This is a genomic window from Curtobacterium sp. AC272 (genome assembly GCF_979258155.1).
In genome coordinates, this window is the sequence record NZ_OZ409838.1 from 3,664,367 (window position 1) to 3,683,855 (window position 19,489).

Sequence of the window (19,489 nt, forward strand, 5' to 3'; positions counted from 1 at the left end):
CTGTTGTCGATCGCGCTCGTGCTCGAGGCGATCATGTTCTTCTTCCCGATGCTCGTCGTGTTCGGCAAGGGGACCCTGCCGCCGGCCCTGGCGTTCGGCGGTGGCATCGGCGCGATGATCGTGCTGGCGCTGGCCGCACGCCTGACCGGCAACCCCGCCGGTGTAGGGTTCGGTTGGCTGCTGCAGGCGGCCATCCTCGCCACCGGGTTCATCGAACCGTTCATGTTCGCGGTCGCCGTGGTGTTCCTGGCGCTGTGGGTCTTCTGCTTCGTCAAGGGCGGTCAACTCGACCGTCAGAACGCCGCGCGCCGGGCCGCCATGGGCGAGGACTGACCACCCCTCCGATCCCGCGAACACACTAGGAGTACTGCGTGTCCGACCTCGAAGAGACCCTCGTCCTCGTCAAGCCCGACGGCGTCGCCCGCCAGCTCACCGGTGAGATCCTCCGCCGCATCGAGTCGAAGGGCTACGAGATCGTCGACCTGAAGATGCTCACCGCGCCGCGCGACCTGTTGGACGCGCACTACGAGGAGCACCAGGGCAAGCCGTTCTTCGAGCCGCTCGTCGAGTTCATGCAGTCCGGTCCGGTCGTCGCCGTCCGCGTCGCCGGCAACGGCGTCATCGCCGGCTTCCGGTCGCTCGCCGGCACCACCGACCCCACCAGCGCCGCACCCGGCACCATCCGTGGCGACCTCGGTCGCGACTGGGGCCTCAAGGTGCAGCAGAACCTGGTGCACGGGTCGGACAGCACCGAGTCGTCGGCGCGCGAGCTCGCGCTCTGGTTCGCCTGAGACGCCGGGGGAACGACTCGTGACGAACAACGACCGACCCACCAAGAACGAGCGTCGCCAGCACGCGCGTGAGGTCTCCCGCCAGCGCGCCGATGCCGAGAAGCGTCGCAAGCGCCGCAACAAGTGGTTCCTGCAGGGCGGCATCGGCCTGGGCATCATCGCGATCGCCGCGATCATCACGCTCGTCGTGGTGAACGTGAACAACGCACCCGCCGTGTCCGCTTCCGGGCCGAAGAACATGGCCACCGGCGCGATCCAGTTCACCGGCGAGGGCGGCGAGGTCACCCCGGTGACCACGAAGGCCGTCACCGCGAAGGGCACCCCGTCGGCCGTTCCGACGTCGAACACCGACGGTGCGGTCGCGGTCACCGAGTACGTCGACTGGGCCTGCCCGGTCTGCAAGCAGTTCGAGGCCGCCTACGCCGACCAGATCCTGGACAAGGTGAAGTCGGGCGACGCGACGCTGGCCATCCAGCCGGTGTCGATCCTCGACCGCAGCTACCAGAGCTCGCGGTACGCCAGCCGCGCCGCGAACGCCGCGATGTGCGTCGCGAACTACGCGCCGGACAAGTTCCTGGACGTCCAGACGCAGTTCTTCGACAACCAGCCCGCCGAGGGCACGTCGGGCCTGACGAACGCCGAGATCGCGAAGCTCGTGAAAGCCGGCGGCGCGACCGGGTCGAACGTCTCCGAGTGCCTGTCGACCGAGCAGTTCAAGGGCTGGGTGACCAAGTCCACCAAGCTCGTGACGGCAGACGAGGCACTGCAGGGCACGCAGGGCTTCGGCACGCCGACCGTGGTCGTGAACGGCAAGCGCCTCGACGACCTCAGCACGGTCATCACCGCGATCGACGCCGCGGCGAAGTAGCACCACTCGCACGAGCGAAGGCCCCCGCTTCCATCCGGAAGCGGGGGCCTTCGTCGTCGCGCTGCCTCGTGCCTACGCGGCGCCACCGTTCTGCTCGACGAAGGACGCGAAGGCGTCGGTGTCGGTCAGGGAGCCGGTGAACTGCTTGCCGTTCACGATGATCGTCGGGGTGCTCGTCACCTTGTCGAGCGACGAGTTCGGGATCGGGTCGTTCATCACCCGGTTCGTGGCGTCGGCGACCCACCCGGCGAAGTGCTGCCCGGTGATGCACGAGGCGACCTTGCCGTTCGTCGCGCCGGCGTCCTTCGCCAGGGACGCGAGCTCGTCGTTCGTCAGGCCCTTGGTGCTCTCGGATGGCTGGTTCTCGTAGAGCGACGTGTTGTACGCCAGGAACGCGTCCGGGTCGTAGTTCGCCACACAGGCGGCCGCGGCGGCGGAGCGGGTGGAGTACTTCGACCCGAGCGACACCCGGTCGAGCAGGTTGAACGGGTGCAGTTCGAGCGTCGCAGAGCCAGCCTTCACCCACTGCTCGATCTGGTCCATCTGCGCCGTCTCGAACTGGTTGCAGTACGGGCACATGTAGTCCGAGTACACGGTGATGTTCGCCACCGAGTCGTCCTGCTTCGTCGCCGTCGGGGTCCCACCGTCGGGCGTGGCCTTCGTCTCGACGGGCACGATCTCGCCGCCCTGGCCGGTGAACAGGATGCCGTCGCTCGCCATGTTGCGCGGCCCCGGCCCAGCGGGTTGCACCGAGTTCGCGATCACCAGGACGACCACGGCGACGACCGCCAGGCTGCCGACGATGATGCCGCTGATCCCGAGCGTCTTGTTGCGGCGACGTCGCGCCTGTTCCTGCACCCGGGCTTCGCGAGCGCGCTCGGGCGGCGTCACGGCGGACCTTCTTGCTCTCGTTCTCGCTCATCGAGATCGAGCGTAGGTGCTGCACGGAGGTCGATCGGGCGTCCTGCCTGGGAAGCCCCCAGGAATTCGGTGACGCGTCATCGATGCGTCATGGGCGCCGCATCGGGGACGCCCAGCAGCAGATCAGAAGACCGTCAGGATGGTCGGGAACTTGATGATGATCGTCACGATGATGAACAGGTAGTTCGCCAGCGGGAACGCCCAGCAGAACGGGAGCAGTGCCCGGCCGACCCGCTGCGTGCGGGCACCGAAGCGGCCCTGCGCGGCGTTCCAGATCGTGAACACCCAGAACATCGGGATCGTCATCGACCACACGAGCATGCACCACGGGCACAGCGCGCCGATGAACCAGACGGTCTGGGTGAAGAGCCACGTCACGAAGACCCACGCCAGGAACACGCCCGCGTTGAACGCGATCCAGAACCACCGTGAACCGTTGCGGAAGCCCGCGAGCATCATCACCGCGACGGCGATCGGCGCGACGAAGCCCATCACGCCGAGCAGTGGGTTCGGGAACCCGAACAGGTGACCCTGCCAGCTCGCCATCACGTCCGAGCAGCTGATGAACGGGTTCACGTCGCACGAGAGCACCGTGTCGGGGTCGGCGTACTTCTTGAACTCGTCGAGCACCAGGGAGAAGGACCCGTACAGGCCGACGAACCCGGTGATCAAGAGGAAGACGGCCATCGCGATCGGACGACGGGGGCAGGCGCTGACGTGCTCACGCCGTCATCATCGCATGCGGCTTCCGGTCCTTTCCGGGAGCGGCGTGCGATACTGGCCGGAGGTCGTGCGGGCAACCGCAGACCGAAGAGAGCTTTCCGGGCAGTGCCCCACGGGGCAGTGTCCGGACGATCAGGTGCGGTGAGAGCGCACCGTGGTCGGGACAGCGTCACTCCGACGCCGAGCCGACCCGGGCCGGGTGCCCGGACCGGAACGGCAGCGGACGCAACGAGAAGTTGACGCAGACCGATCACGAAGACAGCGAGCGCGGGGCGTCGACGCCACCGCCACAACCAAAGAATTCCCGCCGCCTGACAAGGGTGCGAGTGGGGCCGAGGAGTGCGCCAGTCCATGGTGGAGCAGAACAACGACAACACGACCAACGACGAGAACGCCCCGAAGCGTCGGACCCGCCTGTTCGGCGGACGCCGCGCCCGGTCGTCCGGCCAGCAGGTCGCGGCCGACGCCGTGCAGGTGCCTGCCGTCGACGAGTCCCTCGCACTGACGGACGGGACACCGGCGGACGGGGCACCGGCAGAAGCCGTGTCCGTCGCGGTCGAGGCCGTCTCCGCGCAGAGCGCCGAGCCGGACGACGTGAGCACGCTGACCGGCGACCTGCCGGTGGTCGAGGCCGAGCCGACCGAGCCCGCAGCCGACGTGGCGGAGCCGAGTGGTGCCTCCCGTCCGACCGAGACCGAGCCGACGGCCGAGGCGAGCGAACCCGCCGCCCCCGCCGAGCCGTTCGTCCCGAAGGCGACGAGCACGCTCAGCCTGATCTTCCACGCCCCCGTCCTGCCGGAGCTGCCGCGCCGTGCCGCGCGGTACGAGCGCGACGAGGACGACCGAGACGACCGCTCGGAGCGCTCGGAGCGCTCGGAGCGCGAGGACCGGTTCGACCGCGATGACCGGTACGACTCCGAGGACCGCGAGGAGCAGGGCGGATCCCGCCGGCGCTCGCGTCGTCGGGGGAGCAGCGCCGACCGCGAGGCCCGTGCGCCGCGCGAGCCGCGCGACCACCAGGAGCCCCGCCGCCGCGAGCCCGAGCTCATCACCGAGCCGCAGCGCATCAAGGGGTCGACCCGACTCGAGGCGAAGAAGCAGCGCCGCCGCGACGGCCGTGACGCCGGACGCCGACGCCAGGTCGTGAGCGAGGACGAGTTCCTCGCCCGCCGCGAGAGCGTCGACCGCCAGATGATCGTCCGCTCCAGTTCGTCGACCATCGAGATCGGCGTGCTCGAGGACGGCATCCTCGCCGAGCACTACATCACCAAGTCCGAGAACGTGTCGCTCATCGGCAACGTGTACCTCGGCAAGGTGCAGAACGTCCTGCCCTCGATGGAGGCCGCCTTCGTCGACATCGGTCGCGGCCGCAACGCCGTGCTGTACGCCGGCGAGGTCGACTGGAACTCGGTCGACACCAGCCACGGGCGTCGCATCGAGGCCGCGCTCAAGCCGGGCGACAAGGTCCTCGTGCAGGTCACGAAGGACCCGGTCGGCCACAAGGGCGCCCGCCTGACCAGCCAGGTCTCGCTGCCCGGTCGCTACCTGGTCTACGTGCCGAACGGCTCGATGAACGGGATCTCGCGCAAGCTGCCCGACACCGAGCGTGCGCGCCTGAAGAAGATCCTCAAGGAGGTCCTGCCGGAGCACGCGGGCGTCATCGTGCGCACCGCTGCCGAAGGTGCGACCGAGGAGCAGCTCACCCGCGACGTGCAGCGCCTGACCAGCCAGTGGGAGGCCATCCAGAAGAAGGTCGCCGGTGGCCAGGCCCCGGTGATGCTGCACTCGGAGCCGGACCTGCTCGTCAAGATCGTGCGTGACGTCTTCAACGAGGACTTCACGAAGCTCATCATCGACGGCGAGGCCGCCGGCGGCACCATCGACGAGTACCTGTCGGCCGTCGCGCCCGACCTGAAGGACCGCGTCGTCCGCTACGAGGGCCCGGACTCCTTCGAGGAGTACCGCCTGAACGAGCAGATCGACAAGGCGCTCGACCGCAAGGTCTGGCTGCCCTCCGGTGGTTCGCTCGTCATCGACCGCACCGAGGCCATGACGGTCGTCGACGTCAACACGGGCAAGTTCGTCGGCTCCGGGGGCAACCTCGAGGAGACCGTCACGAAGAACAACCTCGAGGCCGCCGAGGAACTCGTCCGCCAGCTCCGCCTGCGCGACATCGGCGGCATCATCGTCGTCGACTTCATCGACATGGTGCTCGAGGAGAACCGCGACCTCGTGCTCCGTCGCCTGATCGAGTGCCTGAGCCGCGACCGCACGAAGCACCAGGTCGCCGAGGTCACCTCGCTCGGCCTCGTGCAGATGACCCGCAAGAAGATCGGCGTCGGCCTGCGCGAGTCGCTCGACGAGGTCAACGCGAAGGTCAACGACAACAACGCCGACCCGGGCCCGAGCAAGGGGCGTCGCAAGGGGCGCAGCGGTGCCGGCAGCAACGGCAACGGTGGCAACGGGAACGCCGGCAACGGCAACGGTGGCAACGGCGGGGGCAACTCCGGCGGTGGCTCGGGTTCCGGTTCGTCGAACGGACAGTCGAGCCAGGCGCACCAGATCACCGACGACGTGAAGAACGCGCTGTCGCGGATCGCCGCCTCGACGATCCCGCACGAGGACTCGCCGGCTTCGCCGACCTCGGCGGAGGCACCGGCCTCGGCCGACGTCCCCGCCGCGACGTCCGCGTCCGACGACTCCGGTGCTGGCGAGCAGCCCACCGGGTCGAAGCGTCGGCGCCGTGGCGGCCGGGGTGGACGGAGCGGCGAGCAGTCGAACGCTGCCGCGACCGAGGCCACCGAGGCCACCGAGGTCACCGAGTCGGCGCCCGTCGCAGTCGAGGCGGCTGTCGAGCCGAAGCAGGTTGCGCCGAAGCAGGCGGTCGCCGATGCTGCTGCTGTTCCTGCTGCCGAGCCGAAGGCCAAGGCCCCGGCTCGCCGTCGGGTCAGCTCCAGCGCGACGGTGACCCCGACCGACAACACGGTCGCGATCCTGGACATCCCGCTCAACGCCGCCCCGAAGCGCGAGCCGCGCCAGGTCGCCCCGGACGCCGAGTCGCTGCTGGACTCCGTGCTCCAGGCGCTGCCCGAGCCGAAGCAGCCGGGTCAGGGCCGTTCGCGGTCCCGCCGGGTGTCGTCGCCGAGCATCAGCGCCCCGGCCACGACCGAGAGTGCCTCCGGCGAGGACACCGACGGCTCCGTCATCCTGGGGAACTGAGCGTGACGAACCCCGGTGACCCGCAGCAGGATCGTGGGTACTACGGTGCGGGCTGGCAGCAGCCCGCACCGCCCGGACCCGGGGAGTCGGTGGTTCTGCGCCGCCGTACGGTGGGCAGCCTGGTGGGCAGCCGCCGCACGGTGTCCAGCCCGCTGCCGGGGTGCCCTACGCCCCGCCACGACCGCCTCGTGCACCGGCCGACCCGCGTCGGGCCTTCGCGCCCGGCGCCTCGGTGAACAACACCGCCGGGGCGCTCATCGCCGTGGTGTCCCTCGTGCTGGTCGAGTTCGTGTCCGGCATCGTCGGGCTCATCGGGACGTCCCTCGTCGTCAGCCCGTTCGCGCACTACGGCGCGGGGGCCAGCCTGGTCGGCAGCTTCATCGCCTCGGTGTTCCTGGCGCCGTTCCCGTTCTACGCGGGGGCGTTCCTGGCGCTGGCGTTCCTGACCCCGATCGCCCGCCGCAGTCCGCTGCCGACCGTGCTGCTCCGCGCCGTGCTCGCCGGGGCTGCCGGGACGATCGCCCTCGCGCTCGTCGGTGTCTTCACGGGCGCGTTCGGCGCGATCACCTCGGGCGGTTCCCGACTGGTGATCGACGTCGTCACGAACCCGCTCCGCAACGGCGTGCCGTTCACGGTGATGCTCCTGGCGAGCGCGACCGCTGCGTGGCTGTGGCTCGGGCGCCCGCGACGGAACCGTGGCGCCGCGCCGACGTCCGGCCTGCCGGGGACGGTGCGGCCCGCCGACGCCGTCCCGCCCGCGACCGTGCAGCCGGGGCCGCAGCAGCCGCAGCAGGGCCCGTACGGACAGGGTCTGGTCCGGCCGGACCCCCACGGGCAGTACGGCGGCCAGTACGGCGCACAGCCCCGTCCGGACCAGCAGCAGCCGCCGGCAGCCCCCTGGGGCGGTCCCGCGCCCCGCTGACCTCGGGTCGTGCGGTCGGTCGTGCGGTGGTGCGTGCCCTCGGTCGTGCGTCGGTCGCTGCATGGTGCGAGGTTGACCACATCGTGCGGCCTTCGTACCTCGCACCGTGTGGCCAACCTCGCACCGTGCGCACATGCCCGAGACGCCACGGCGGCCCGGCGAGGTCATGCACGATGCGAGCCTCTGGCGACGCACCGTGCTGCCGACCTCGCACGCTGTGAGCAACCTCGCACCGTGCGCACGTGCCCGAGACGCGGCCGCGCACTGTGCTGGGGGACGGACGTGGCGGGGGTGCGCCGGGCCTCCCGTCTGCACCGTGCGAGCCAGCGTGCCCCGCACCGAGTCGGGAACCTCGCACCGCGCGCGCGGCGCGTCAGTGGGCGCGCTTGTCCCGCTGCGCCACGCGCAGGCCGCTGCGGATGAGCCGCAGCACGAGCTCCCGGCCGGACACCGCAGAGGCCCCCGCGGCGACCAGTTCGTCGTACTTCGCGAGCGGCACGTCGTAGTGGTCGTGGTCGAACGCACGACGCGGCACACCGGCGCGTGCAGCGAACGCGTGGAGTTCCGCGTAGGATTCATCACTGACGAGGTGCGACCACAGAGTGTCGTGAGCGGGCCACGTCGGTGGGTCGATCAACACGGTCACCGTGCAATCGTACGTGTGTCGCCGTTTGACCGGACCCATGGGGATCGAGTATTCTCGATCCCTGGTGTCAGCGGGCCGTTCTGCCTGCGTCGCCGATCGGGCCCGGCCTTCCGGGAGCCGCTCGTGCAGAAGTGGGCACCCGAGACTTCCTCAAGCAGAGTTACGTAAGGATTTCCACGTGGTTTACGCAGTAGTGCGCGCCGGCGGCCGTCAGGAAAAGGTCGAGGTCGGCACCATCCTGACCGTCGACCGTGTCAAGGCGGACGACAAGGGCAACATCGACCTCGCCCCCGTGCTCCTCGTGGACGGTGACAAGATCACGTCGGCGGCTTCCGAGCTCGTCAACGTGACCGTCACCGCCGAGGTGCTCGACGACCTGCGCGGTCCGAAGGTCATCATCCAGAAGTTCAAGAACAAGACCGGGTACAAGAAGCGCCAGGGTTTCCGCGCTGAACTGACCCGCGTCAAGATCACCAAGATCGCGTAAGGGAGTCAGCTCATGGCACACAAGAAGGGTGCGAGTTCCACTCGCAACGGTCGTGACTCGAACGCTCAGCGCCTCGGCGTGAAGCGCTTCGGTGGCGAGGTCGTCAACGCCGGTGAGATCATCATCCGCCAGCGTGGTACCCACTTCCACCCGGGCGCCAACGTCGGCCGCGGTGGCGACGACACGCTGTTCGCCCTCTCGGCCGGTTCGGTCGAGTTCGGCACCAAGGGTGGCCGCAAGGTCATCAACATCGTCAACGCGTAGTCGCGACGATCAGCTTCAGCGGGAGGGGCGGGCCGAGTGCCCGCCCCTCCTTCGCTTCCCGCCGACGGATCACGTCGGCACAACGCGCCGACGGATCACGTCGGCACAACGCGCTGACGCACCCCGTCGGCGCAACGATCTTCCAGGAGTGGAACCATGGCGACCTTCGTCGACCGCGTGACCCTGCACCTCAGCGCGGGGAAGGGCGGCAACGGTTGCGTCTCGGTCCGCCGTGAGAAGTTCAAGCCCCTCGCCGGGCCCGACGGCGGCAACGGCGGTGACGGCGGCGACATCGTGCTCGTGGCCGACCCGCAGGTCACCACGCTGCTCGGCTACCACCGCTCCCCGCACCGTTCGTCCAAGAACGGGCAGCCGGGCATGGGCGACCACCGCAGCGGCGTCAGCGGCGAGGTCCAGGAGCTCCCGCTCCTGATCGGCACCGTCGTGTACGACGAGGCCGGCGAGGTCATCGCCGACCTGACCGAGCCCGGCATGCGCGTCGTCGTGGCCCCCGGTGGACAGGGCGGCCTCGGCAACGCGGCGCTCTCCACCACCAAGCGCAAGGCCCCCGGCTTCGCGCTCCTCGGCACCGAGGGCTGGGCGGGTGACATCAGCCTCGAGCTGAAGACCATCGCCGACGTCGCCCTCGTCGGGTTCCCGAGCGCCGGCAAGTCCTCGCTCATCGCCGCGATCTCGGCCGCGAAGCCGAAGATCGCCGACTACCCCTTCACCACGCTCACCCCGAACCTCGGTGTCGTCGAGTCGGGCGAGAGCCGCTTCACGGTCGCGGACGTCCCCGGGCTGATCGAGGGTGCGTCCGAGGGCAAGGGCCTCGGCCTCGAGTTCCTGCGGCACGTCGAGCGCTGCGAAGCCCTGCTGCACGTCATCGACTGCGCGACGATGGACCCGGGCCGCGACCCGATCAGCGACCTCGACGTCATCCTCGGCGAGCTCGAGCGCTACCCCGTCCCCGAGGGCCAGGTGCCGCTGCTCGAGCGTCCGCAGCTCATCGCGCTCAACAAGATCGACGTGCCGGACGCAGCCGAGCTCGCCGAGTTCGTCACCGCCGAGCTCGAGGGCCGCGGTTACCGCGTGTTCCCGATCTCCACGGCGTCGCACAAGGGTCTGCGTGAGTTGACCTTCGCGTTGGCCGAGGTCGTCGAGCAGGGTCGTGCCAAGCGCGCGGCTGAGCCCGTCGTCGAGCGCATCGTCATCCGCCCCCGGGCCGTCAACGACCAGGGCTTCACGGTCCGTGCCGAGGGCGGCGAGGAGCACCGCTTCTTCCGCGTCCGCGGCGCGAAGCCGGAGCGCTGGATCCAGCAGACCGACTTCACCAACGAAGAGGCGATCGGCTTCCTGGCCGACCGGCTCGCGAAGCTCGGCGTCGAGGACGGCTTGTTCAAGGCCGGCGCGGTCGCCGGTTCGACCGTCGTGATCGGTGGCGACGGCGGCATGGTCTTCGACTGGGAGCCGACGCTCACGTCCACCGCGGAGCTCATCACGAGCGCGCGCGGGACCGACGCCCGCATCGGTGCGACCTCGCGTCCGACCCGCAACGAGCGTCGCGAGGAGTACTTCGAGCGGATGGACGCCAAGGCGGCCGCCCGTGCGGAGCTCGAGCAGGAGCGTGTCTCCGGCCTCTGGGTGAACGACGAGGTCGTCACCAGCGACGACCTCGAGACCGGCGACGCCGAGACCGGCGTCGAGACCGGCGGCGCCGAGACCGGCGTCGAGGCCGGCGGCTTCGAGACCAGCGACCAGAAGGACTGACCGCGGCATGACCGACACGACCGCCCGCACCGACCTCGGACCCGTCACCCGGCGAGAGGACATCCCGCGTGCGCGGCGGATCGTGGTCAAGGTCGGCTCGTCGTCGGTCAGCGGTGACGCCGCCGGCCAGATCGGTCCGCTGGTGGACGCCCTGGCCAGCGCCTACGGCCGCGGCACCGAGGTCGTGCTCGTGTCGTCCGGTGCGATCGCGACCGGGTTCCCGTTCCTCGGGCTCGAAGGCCGTCCCGACGACCTCGCCACGCAGCAGGCCGCCGCGGCCACCGGCCAGAACGTCCTGATGTTCCGGTACCAGAAGGAACTCGACCGGCACCGGGTCGTCGCGGCGCAGATCCTGCTGACCGCCGGCGACCTGCAGAACCCCACGCACCGGGTCAACGCGCAGCGCGCCATCGACCGGCTGCTCGCCCTGCGGGTGTTGCCGATCGTGAACGAGAACGACACGGTCGCCACGCACGAGATCCGCTTCGGTGACAACGACCGGCTCGCCGCCCTGGTGGCTCGGCTGCTCGGTGCCGACGCCCTGGTGCTGCTGTCGGACGTCGAGGCCCTGTACACGAAGCCGCCCGAGCAGCCCGGCGCCGAGCGCATCGACGAGGTACCGTTCGGCGACGAGCTCGCCGGCGTCACCTTCGGCTCCGTCGGCAAGTCCGGCGTGGGGACCGGGGAGCAGGCACCAAGGTCGCGGCTGCACGGCTCGCGGCCGAGGCGGGCACGTCGGTCCTGGTGACCGCCACGGCCCTCGTCGACCGCGCCCTGTCGGGCGAGCACGTCGGCACCTGGTTCCACGCCGCGCCGCGTCCCTGACACGGGTCGTCGACGGCTGCCGGGAGGCCCGGACCCCGTCCGTCACACGGGCTCGCGTCGGACCTAGAATCGGTCCATGTCGTCGATCGCGCCCGCCCCGACCCTGACCGACACGCTCGTGGCTGCTCGGACCGCCTCGTCGGCGCTGGCGACCGCGACGACGGCGGTCAAGGACGCCGCCCTCGTGGCGATCGCTGCCGGGGTCCGCGCCGCCACCGACGAGATCGTCGCCGCGAACCACGGTGACCTCGTCGCGGGCGAGGAGAGCGGTCTGTCCTCCGGCCTCGTCGACCGTCTCCGGCTCGACCCCGCACGCATCGAGGCGCTGGCCGCCGCGGTCGAGGACGTCGTCGGCCTGCACGACCCGGTGGGGGAGCACCTGCGGGGCTCGCTCCTGCCGAACGGCCTGCAGCTCACCCAGGTGCGGGTGCCGTTCGGGGTCGTCGGCGCCATCTACGAGGCACGACCGAACGTCACGGTCGACATCGCCTCGCTCGCGCTGAAGTCCGGCAACGCGGTCGTGCTCCGCGGGGGTTCGGCGGCCCAGCGGACGAACGCCGTGCTCGTGGCCCGCATCCAGGACGCCGTCGAGTCGGTCGGCCTGCCGCGCGAGCTCGTGCAGACCATCGACGAGTTCGGCCGTGCCGGTGCCACCGAGCTCATGCGCGCCCGCGGCCTGGTCGACGTGCTCATCCCTCGCGGCAGCGCCTCGCTCATCCAGACCGTCGTCACCGAGTCGCAGGTCCCCGTGATCGAGACCGGTGCCGGCGTGGTGCACGTGTTCCTCGACGCATCGGCGCCCGAACAGCGCGCCGTCGACATCGTCCTGAACAGCAAGGTGCAGCGGCCGAGCGTCTGCAACGCCCTCGAGACGCTGCTGGTGCACGAGCAGGCTGCCGAGCGGCTGCTGCCCGTGCTCGCGGACCGGCTCCGCGCCTCCGGTGTCACGCTGCGCGGCGACGACGCCACGCGGGCGATCGTGCCGGGCGTGCTGCGCGCCACCGACGAGGACTGGGCGACCGAGTCGATGGACCTCGACCTGTCGATCCGCGTCGTGCCGGACGTCGACGCCGCGATGGCGCACATCGCGCGCTGGTCCACCCACCACACCGAGTCGATCGTCACGAACGACGTCGACACGGCCGAGCGGTTCCTGGCGACGGTCGACTCGGCGGTCGTGATGGTGAACGCGTCGACGCGCTTCACCGACGGCGGGGAGTTCGGCTTCGGCGCCGAGGTGGGCATCTCGACGCAGAAGCTGCACGCGCGTGGCCCGATGGGGTTGCCGGAGCTCACGAGCACCAAGTGGATCGTGCGCGGGAACGGCCAGATCCGCGGCTAGACTGAACGGCGTCTTTCCCCGACCGAACGGAGCACCGAACGATGACCTTCCTCGCAGAAGCTGCGGAGCACGCCTCCGGGGCCCCGGCGTTCGTGTTCCCGCTCGTCGGCGCGCTGTTCTTCGTCTTCCTGGGCTTCGTCACCTGGAGCTTCCGCGACGTGGCCTACCGTCACTCGCAGAAGTTCGAGGCCACCCGCCACCACGAGACGGGTGTCGACGAGTTCGGTCACACCAAGAGCTGATCTGCACGCGATGCTCGAGAGCACCGGACGACCGCGCATCGGGGTGATGGGCGGCACGTTCGACCCCATCCACCACGGTCACCTCGTCGCGGCGTCCGAGGTCGCTCGGGCGTTCGACCTGGACGAGGTCGTGTTCGTCCCCACCGGTCAGCCGTACATGAAGTCCGGCGTCACGGATGCCGAGCACCGCTACCTGATGACGGTCATCGCGACCGCGTCCAACCCGATGTTCACGGTGAGTCGCGTCGACATCGACCGCCCCGGCCCGACGTACACGGTCGACACGCTCCGCGACCTGCACGAGCAGCGGCCCGACGCGCAGCTCGTCTTCATCTCGGGCGCAGACGCCGTTCAGCAGATTGTCGACTGGAAAGACCATGATGGTCTCTGGGACCTCGCGCACTTCGTCGCCGTGACGCGTCCGGGACACGACCTGAGTATCAGTGGACTTCCCGAGCGAGACGTAAGCTTGCTCGAAGTCCCCGCACTGGCCATCTCGTCGACCGACTGCCGCGACCGGGTGAGACGTGGTTCCCCCGTCTGGTACCTGGTCCCCGACGGGGTCGTCCAGTACATCTCCAAGCACCACCTGTATCGGAGCGTTGCATGAGTTCGTCCGACGCGCAGCCGCCCCCGTCGCGGCGCCAGGCGCGCGAGCGGGAGCGTGCCGCAGCAGCCGGTTCGCAGCCCGCGACGCCGCCGCCGACCGTAGCCGCCCCCGCCGAGTCCACGGACCCCCGTCCGCGACCCGGTTCGCACGTGGCACCCGCCCCCGGCGGTCCGACCCAGTCCTCTGCCCCGGCGTCCGCCGCGACGGGCTCGTCGGCACCGACGGGCTCGTCGGCACCGACGGGCACGCCGGCACCGACGGGCACGCCGGCCTCGGCGCCCTCCGTGCCGGTGACGTCGGTCCCCGCAGCCGGGGTGTCGCCGTTCCCGCCGGCCTCGGCGACCGAGATCGTGCCCGGCAGTGGTGGCCTCACCCGCCGCCAGATCCGTCAGCAGCGTGCCGCCCAGGACCAGGCGGTGCTGCCGGTCCCGCTGCAGAACCCCACGCCGCAGTCCTCCGACCGCACCGTCGAGGACGTCCTCGGCTCGGTCGACACCATCGAGCCGGCCTCGGGCCCACGCGCCGAGGACGAGCCGTCCGGTTCCGAGACCCCCACCGTGCTCGACGAGGCAGCGGTCGCCCAGGCCACCGAGGCCGACGGTTCCCCCGACGCCCTCGAGCCGCTCGACGAAGCCGCTGCCCACGCCGAGGAGCCCCGGCGCCACCGGTCGACGTGGTCGCCGCCCGCCGATGACGGCGACGACGCATCCGACGCACAGCCCGGGGCCGGGTCCACCGACTCGGCTCCCGCCTCGACGTCCAGCGACCAGACGAGCACCGGCCAGGCGAGCACCGACCAGACGAGCACCGACCAGACGAGCACCGACGCGATCGCTCCAGACGCACCGGTCGACGTCGCTGCGCCCGAGCACCCCTCGGCCACGTCGCTCCCGGGGATCCTCGACGGTGCGCCGTCGACCCCGGCGGTGTTCCCGCTGTCGCTCGACCCCGAGGACGACGACACCGACGACGACACCAACGAGGTGCCGATCCCGGAGCCCGCACGGACCGACCCTCCGAAGGTCCCGGCGTCCTTCCAGCGGCCGGCCGAGCCGAAGCCGATGACGACGGCCTTCGAGCCGCCCGTCGGGCACTGGTCGCAGCAGGCGCACGGCTCGAACGACGCCGAGGTGCACGACGACTCGACCGGCACCCGCCGGATCGCGGTCACCGACACCAACGCGATCATCCTGCCGAACTCGGCCCTGGCCGACCCGACCGGAGCGCTGAACGCGACGGGCGAGGTGATCCTCACAGGGTCCATCGACCTGCCCGCGTCGCTGTCCTCGACGGGGTCGCACCGACCGATCGACGGTGCCGAGGTCGACCGCCTGCTCGAGCAGCACGACGAGCAGCCCGAGACCGACGCCAGCCCGGTGCGCGCCAGCCGCGCGGTGTCCAGCCACACCTCGACCCGCCAGGTCGTCCTCGCCGCCGCGAAGCCGAAGGAGTCGCGCACGCCGCTCATCCTCGGTGTCACGGTCGGCGCGGTCGGACTGGCAGCGGCAGGTGTCATCATCACCGCTCTGCTCACCACCCACATGGGCGGCTGACGCTGCCGTCCCTGACGTCCGTCCTGCACCACCCCGCCGCCCCCGGCCTGGCCGCTGTCGGCGGGGTGGCTTATGATCGGGACCCATCAAGCGATCCGGCTCCCTGCCGGGTCGACGACCGGAAGGAATCCGTGACCGCCTCCACTCGCGCACTGGAACTCGTGCAGGCCGCCGCTCTCGCGGCGGACGCCAAGCAGGCCGAGGACCTCGTCGCGCTCGATGTGACCGGGCCGTTGCAGCTCACGGACGTGTTCCTGCTCGCAACCGGTCGGAACGAGCGCAACGTGCAGTCCATCGCCGATGCGGTCGAGGAGCGCCTCCTCGAGCTCGGCGCCAAGACCCTCCGCCGCGAAGGCCGGAGCGAGGGCCGCTGGGTCCTCATCGACGTCGGCGACATCGTGGTGCACGTCTTCCACGACGAGGACCGTCAGTACTACTCGCTCGAGCGTCTCTGGGCAGACTGCCCGACCATCCCGCTCGAGCTCCCGGTGGACCACACCGCCTGATCAGCGACGCGCCCGGGTGACGGCTTCGATTTCGTTGCCCGGCGTTCGCATGGTGTACGCTTCTATGGTGCCTCCGGGGAACCGGTCGGCACGGAAGCAACACAATCTGGGTCTGTGGCGCAGCTGGTAGCGCACCTGCATGGCATGCAGGGGGTCAGGGTTCGAGTCCCCTCAGATCCACCGACAACCCCGTCGTTCCCCGGAACGGCGGGGGTTTTCTCGTGGTGCGGGTGGCCGCACGTGCCCGATACGCTGAGCGCATGAGCAACGATGCGCCGCTGTCCGGAACCCCGCTGACGATCTCCGCCGCCGGGTACACGGCCGACATCGCCACGGTCGGTGCGACGCTCCGGACCCTGCGGCACGAGGGTCGCGACCTGATCGTGCCGTTCGCCGCCGACGAGGTCCGACCGGCGTTCCGCGGTGCCGTCCTCGCTCCGTGGCCGAACCGCGTCGTCGACGGCGAGTACTCGTTCGGCGGTGTCGACCACGAGCTCGCGCTCACCGAACCGGCACGGCACCACGCTCTGCACGGACTGGTCGCCTGGACCGACTTCCGGGTGGCGGCGCAGGAGCCCGACCGAGTGGTGCTCGCCACCACCGTGCAGGCCCAGGCAGGCTACCCGTACCGCGTCGAGGTCCTGGTCGAGTACCGGCTGGACGACGCCGGGCTGCACACCACGATCACCGGCACGAACTCCGGCGCGGACGACGCCCCGTGGGGGACCGGCCCGCACCCGTACCTGGTCGCCGGCGCCGGCACGGTCGACGACTGGACCCTCACCCTGCCCGCGGCCGAGGTGCTCGAGGTCACGCCGGACCGGCTGATCCCGACCGACCTGGTCCCCGTGCACGACGAGTTCGACCTGCGCACCGCCACACGCATCGGCGACCGGTTCATCGACCACGCCTTCACGGGCTTCGACCGCGACGCCGACGGGGCCGCGACCATCGCCCTGACCGCGGCGGACGGCCGGGGTGTCCGCGCGACCTTCGGTCCGGAGTGCCCGTGGGTGCAGGTGCACACGGCCGACCACGTCGTCCCCGAGTACCACCGCGCCGGGCTGGCGGTCGAGCCGACGACGTGCGCCCCCGACGCCTTCAACGACGGTGTCGACCGTGGTCTCGTGGTGCTCGCCGCCGGTGCGTCCCACGCCGCCGCATGGACGATCTCCGCGATCTGACCGGTCCGTCGGCCGGCGCCCGCATCGAGGTCCGCCGGCTCGATCCGGTCCCCGACCTCGGCGCACTGGCCGCCGCGATCGAGGGCGACCTGGTGTGGCTCGACTCCGCGCTGCCGGAGGGCGCACCGGAGGCCGCTCGACCACGGGCGCGATGGTCGGTGCTCACGTGGGCGGACGGACCGTTCGCGGCCCGGTTCCGCCACCAGGACCGGCAGGCGTCCGTCGAGGTCGCCGCGCCCGCTGCCGGCTGGTTCGGTCCGTCGTCCTCCGACGACCGTCCGGCCTTCACCGTGCTGGCCGACCTCCTCGCGCGGACGCCGCAGCTGCCCGAGCCGATCGCCGGCTGCGGCTTCGCACTCGGCTGGGTCGGGTTCCTCGGGTACGAGCTCGGTCGCGAGTCCGGCGGCCCGGACCGGACCGCCGACGGGCACGCCGACGCCGACCTGCGGTTCGTGGACCGCGCCGTGGTCGTCGACCACACCGGCGGCGCCTGGGCGCTGACGCTCGTCGCCGACGCGGAGCCGGCGGCCAGCGCGCAGAACCGCGCGTGGCTCGAGACGGTGACCGGGTCGCCGTCGCCGGCCGACGTGGCGGACGCGGCCACGGGCCTCCCGGCCGGGGTGTCGTCAGCGGTCGGACGCACGTCGCGGGCCGACCACGAACGCGCCGTCGACGCGTGCCGCGCCGAGATCCGCGAGGGCAACGCGTTCCAGGTCTGTCTCACCACCTCCTTCTCCGTGCCGGGTGTGGACCGGGAGGCCCGGGTCGGCCCCGGCACGGACCCGCACCTGTCCGACCCGCACCTGTCCGACCCGCACCTGTACGACTACATGCGGATGCGGGCGTCGGACCCCGTCCCGTTCGGCGCGTACCTGCGGCTCGGCCCGCTGCGTGTGGCGAGCCGGTCGCCGGAGCGGTTCCTGCGGATCGCCGCGGACCGCACCGTGCTGGCGGAACCGATCAAGGGCACGCGGCGACGACTCGCCGACGCTGCTGCCGACGCGGCCGTGCGGGGCGAACTCGCGGTGAGCGCCAAGGACCGTGCCGAGAACGTGATGATCGTGGACCTGCTGCGGAACGACCTGCTGCGGACGGCGATCCCCGGGTCGGTGCACGTCGAACGGCTGTGCGCGGTCGAGACCTACGCGAGCGTGCACCAGATGGTGTCGACGATCGGTGCGGTGCTGCCGTCGGGGACGTCGCCGGCGGACGTGGTGCGGGCGGCGTTCCACCCGGGTCGATGACCGGCGCGCCGAAGATCAGCGCGATGGCGATCGCCGACCGGCTCGAGGGCGCGCCGCGCGGGGTGTACTCGGGGACGATCGGGTACTTCTCGGCGAGCGGGGCGGTCGACCTGTCGGTGGTCATCCGGACACTGGTGACGGTGGTGGACGCACCGGGCGGGGTGGGCCCGGTCGAGGTCCGGTCGCGGACGCTCGGCGCCGGGGGAGCGGTGACGTGGTCGTCGGTGGCGGCGGACGAGGCGGACGAGGTCGTGACGAAGACGCGGTCCGTGCTCGGCGCGGTCGGTGCGGTGGCGACGTGGTGAGCTGACCGAACACGCGTTCGACCCGATTGTCCACGGATGTCGGACGCGATTGACATCATCGAACACATGTTCGAATATGAGGGCATGCAGACGGCGGCGGCACTCGGTCGCCCGGCCCGGACCGGGCCGGGCGGGGTGGTGCTGCGCGCGGGGGTTCGGGTGCTGCGCGCGGGGGCGCGGGTGCTGCCCGTGGGGGCGGCGCGGGCGCTGCGGACCACCTCGGTGACGCCCGGGCGGCGCTCGACCGCATCACGTCCCTGCGGTCCCGGGTCACCGACATGGAGTCCACCCGTGTCGACACCGCCGGGCTCCCGACCGCCTCCGCTCTCGAGCCGCTGCTGCCCGGCGGTGCGATCCGGGTCGGCGGCACCTACGCCGTCCCCGAGTCGGTGCTGCTCGCGATCACCATGCTGCAGGCGGCCTCGGCGGCCGGTGCGTGGTGCGCGGTCGTCGGGGTGCCGTCCTTCGGGATCGAGGCCGCGGCCGCTGCGGGGATCGACCTCGAGCGGCTCGTGCTCGTCCCCGATCCGGGCGACCAGTGGCTCGCGGTGACCGCGGCGATGGCGGACGTCGCCCAGATCGTCCTCACCCGACCGCTCGGCCGGGTCGTGCCGGGTGACGTCGCCCGGCTGTCTGCACGGCTCCGGCAACGCGGCGGTGCCCTCGTCGCGCTCGGGTCCTGGCCCGGTGCCGACGTCACGCTGCGGATCACGTCGTCGGTGTGGAGCGGCATCGGGCAGGGCCACGGGCACCTGACCGAGCGCCGCGCCACCGTGACGGCGACCGGCCGTGCGGGTGCGGTGCGCCCCACGAGCACCGAGCTCTTCCTGCCCGCGGCCGACGGCACGGTCCGGACGGCGACCCCCGTGCCGTCGGTGGGGTCCGGCGACACCCGGGTGCTGCGGCCCGTGGCGGTGGCGTCGTGACCGCCGCGGTGCTGCTGTGCGTGGCGGTGGCGTCGTGATCGCGCCGGGGCGGGTCCGGGCCGACGCGATCGCCCGCGGCGGGGCGCTGCCCGAGCCACCACCGACCCGGACCATCGTGCTCTGGTGCCCGGACTGGCCCGT

At 71.4% G+C, this 19,489-nt stretch carries 18 protein-coding genes, 1 tRNA gene and 2 pseudogenes; 18 read left to right on the forward strand and 3 right to left on the reverse strand.

The features are described from left to right. The first annotated feature begins 3 nt into the window (after positions 1-3). From ACZZ0J_RS18875 to ACZZ0J_RS18885, 3 genes are read left to right on the forward strand one after another with little or no spacing between them, the layout of a single operon-like run. Complete coding sequence (locus ACZZ0J_RS18875; protein ID WP_194648128.1) at positions 4-333, forward strand: DUF4233 domain-containing protein; 330 nt, start codon at positions 4-6, stop codon at positions 331-333. Between the two features lie 38 nt (positions 334-371). Then, a complete protein-coding gene (ndk, locus tag ACZZ0J_RS18880) occupies positions 372-791 on the forward strand; it encodes a nucleoside-diphosphate kinase (RefSeq protein WP_111084529.1) in 420 nt (139 codons plus the stop codon). 19 nt (positions 792-810) lie between these two features. After that, the gene (locus tag ACZZ0J_RS18885; protein ID WP_463437994.1) at positions 811-1,659 is read left to right on the forward strand and encodes a DsbA family protein; all 849 of its coding nucleotides are present in this window, start codon (positions 811-813) and stop codon (positions 1,657-1,659) included. 72 nt (positions 1,660-1,731) lie between these two features. Here the strand turns inward: ACZZ0J_RS18885 and ACZZ0J_RS18890 are convergent, their stop codons facing one another. Continuing rightward, positions 1,732-2,550 carry a DsbA family protein gene (locus ACZZ0J_RS18890; protein ID WP_463437995.1) on the reverse strand — a complete coding sequence of 273 codons (819 nt, stop codon included), beginning with the start codon at positions 2,548-2,550 and terminating at the stop codon, positions 1,732-1,734. 153 nt (positions 2,551-2,703) lie between these two features. Further along, entirely contained in the window at positions 2,704-3,267 is a 564-nt protein-coding gene (locus ACZZ0J_RS18895; RefSeq protein WP_123341079.1) for a vitamin K epoxide reductase family protein, read from the reverse strand. Positions 3,268-3,654: 387 nt separating this feature from the next. On the opposite strand from ACZZ0J_RS18895, the gene ACZZ0J_RS18900 reads away from it, so the two are divergent. Further along, positions 3,655-6,522 (forward strand): Rne/Rng family ribonuclease, encoded by a 2,868-nt coding sequence (locus ACZZ0J_RS18900; protein ID WP_463437996.1) that lies wholly within the window; start codon positions 3,655-3,657, stop codon positions 6,520-6,522. Positions 6,523-6,682: 160 nt separating this feature from the next. After that, positions 6,683-7,444, forward strand: a complete 762-nt coding sequence (locus tag ACZZ0J_RS18905) for a hypothetical protein (RefSeq protein ID WP_463437997.1) — start codon at positions 6,683-6,685, stop codon at positions 7,442-7,444. A 373-nt stretch (positions 7,445-7,817) separates the two neighbouring features. On the opposite strand, the gene ACZZ0J_RS18910 is transcribed toward ACZZ0J_RS18905, so the two are convergent. Further along, a complete protein-coding gene (locus ACZZ0J_RS18910) occupies positions 7,818-8,090 on the reverse strand; it encodes a DUF4031 domain-containing protein (protein ID WP_123313478.1) in 273 nt (90 codons plus the stop codon). A gap of 178 nt (positions 8,091-8,268) precedes the next feature. On the opposite strand from ACZZ0J_RS18910, the gene rplU reads away from it, so the two are divergent. The 13 genes and pseudogenes from rplU to ACZZ0J_RS18975 all read left to right on the forward strand — a co-directional run bounded on the left by rplU (position 8,269) and on the right by ACZZ0J_RS18975 (position 19,348). Beyond that, positions 8,269-8,577, forward strand: coding sequence for a 50S ribosomal protein L21 (gene rplU, locus ACZZ0J_RS18915; RefSeq protein WP_111084536.1), 309 nt, complete (start codon positions 8,269-8,271; stop codon positions 8,575-8,577). Between the two features lie 12 nt (positions 8,578-8,589). Further along, positions 8,590-8,841, forward strand: coding sequence for a 50S ribosomal protein L27 (gene rpmA, locus ACZZ0J_RS18920; RefSeq protein ID WP_071257351.1), 252 nt, complete (start codon positions 8,590-8,592; stop codon positions 8,839-8,841). Between the two features lie 156 nt (positions 8,842-8,997). Continuing rightward, positions 8,998-10,611: a GTPase ObgE gene (obgE, locus tag ACZZ0J_RS18925; RefSeq protein ID WP_463437998.1), complete on the forward strand. Its 1,614-nt coding sequence runs from the start codon at positions 8,998-9,000 to the stop codon at positions 10,609-10,611. 7 nt (positions 10,612-10,618) lie between these two features. Beyond that, positions 10,619-11,436 (forward strand): annotated as a pseudogene (gene proB, locus ACZZ0J_RS18930) (glutamate 5-kinase). A 76-nt stretch (positions 11,437-11,512) separates the two neighbouring features. Then, positions 11,513-12,778: a glutamate-5-semialdehyde dehydrogenase gene (locus ACZZ0J_RS18935; RefSeq protein WP_463437999.1), complete on the forward strand. Its 1,266-nt coding sequence runs from the start codon at positions 11,513-11,515 to the stop codon at positions 12,776-12,778. Positions 12,779-12,819: 41 nt separating this feature from the next. Continuing rightward, complete coding sequence (locus tag ACZZ0J_RS18940; RefSeq protein ID WP_194648122.1) at positions 12,820-13,020, forward strand: hypothetical protein; 201 nt, start codon at positions 12,820-12,822, stop codon at positions 13,018-13,020. A gap of 10 nt (positions 13,021-13,030) precedes the next feature. Next, positions 13,031-13,630, forward strand: coding sequence for a nicotinate-nucleotide adenylyltransferase (gene nadD / locus ACZZ0J_RS18945; RefSeq protein ID WP_111084540.1), 600 nt, complete (start codon positions 13,031-13,033; stop codon positions 13,628-13,630). Further along, positions 13,627-15,183: a hypothetical protein gene (locus ACZZ0J_RS18950; RefSeq protein ID WP_463438000.1), complete on the forward strand. Its 1,557-nt coding sequence runs from the start codon at positions 13,627-13,629 to the stop codon at positions 15,181-15,183. The genes nadD and ACZZ0J_RS18950 overlap by 4 nt, the downstream gene beginning before the upstream one ends. A 131-nt stretch (positions 15,184-15,314) precedes the next feature. Next, positions 15,315-15,689 (forward strand): ribosome silencing factor, encoded by a 375-nt coding sequence (gene rsfS / locus ACZZ0J_RS18955; RefSeq protein ID WP_111084542.1) that lies wholly within the window; start codon positions 15,315-15,317, stop codon positions 15,687-15,689. A gap of 108 nt (positions 15,690-15,797) precedes the next feature. After that, positions 15,798-15,869: transfer RNA gene (locus ACZZ0J_RS18960), tRNA-Ala, on the forward strand. Between the two features lie 80 nt (positions 15,870-15,949). Then, positions 15,950-16,873: an aldose 1-epimerase family protein gene (locus ACZZ0J_RS18965; RefSeq protein WP_463438001.1), complete on the forward strand. Its 924-nt coding sequence runs from the start codon at positions 15,950-15,952 to the stop codon at positions 16,871-16,873. Beyond that, a pseudogene (locus tag ACZZ0J_RS18970) lies at positions 16,852-18,422 on the forward strand (anthranilate synthase component I family protein). Before ACZZ0J_RS18965 ends, ACZZ0J_RS18970 begins: the two are co-directional and overlap by 22 nt. A 278-nt stretch (positions 18,423-18,700) precedes the next feature. After that, on the forward strand, positions 18,701-19,348 hold the full coding sequence (locus ACZZ0J_RS18975; protein ID WP_463438002.1) for a hypothetical protein: 648 nt from the start codon (positions 18,701-18,703) through the stop codon (positions 19,346-19,348). Positions 19,349-19,489 lie beyond the last annotated feature (141 nt).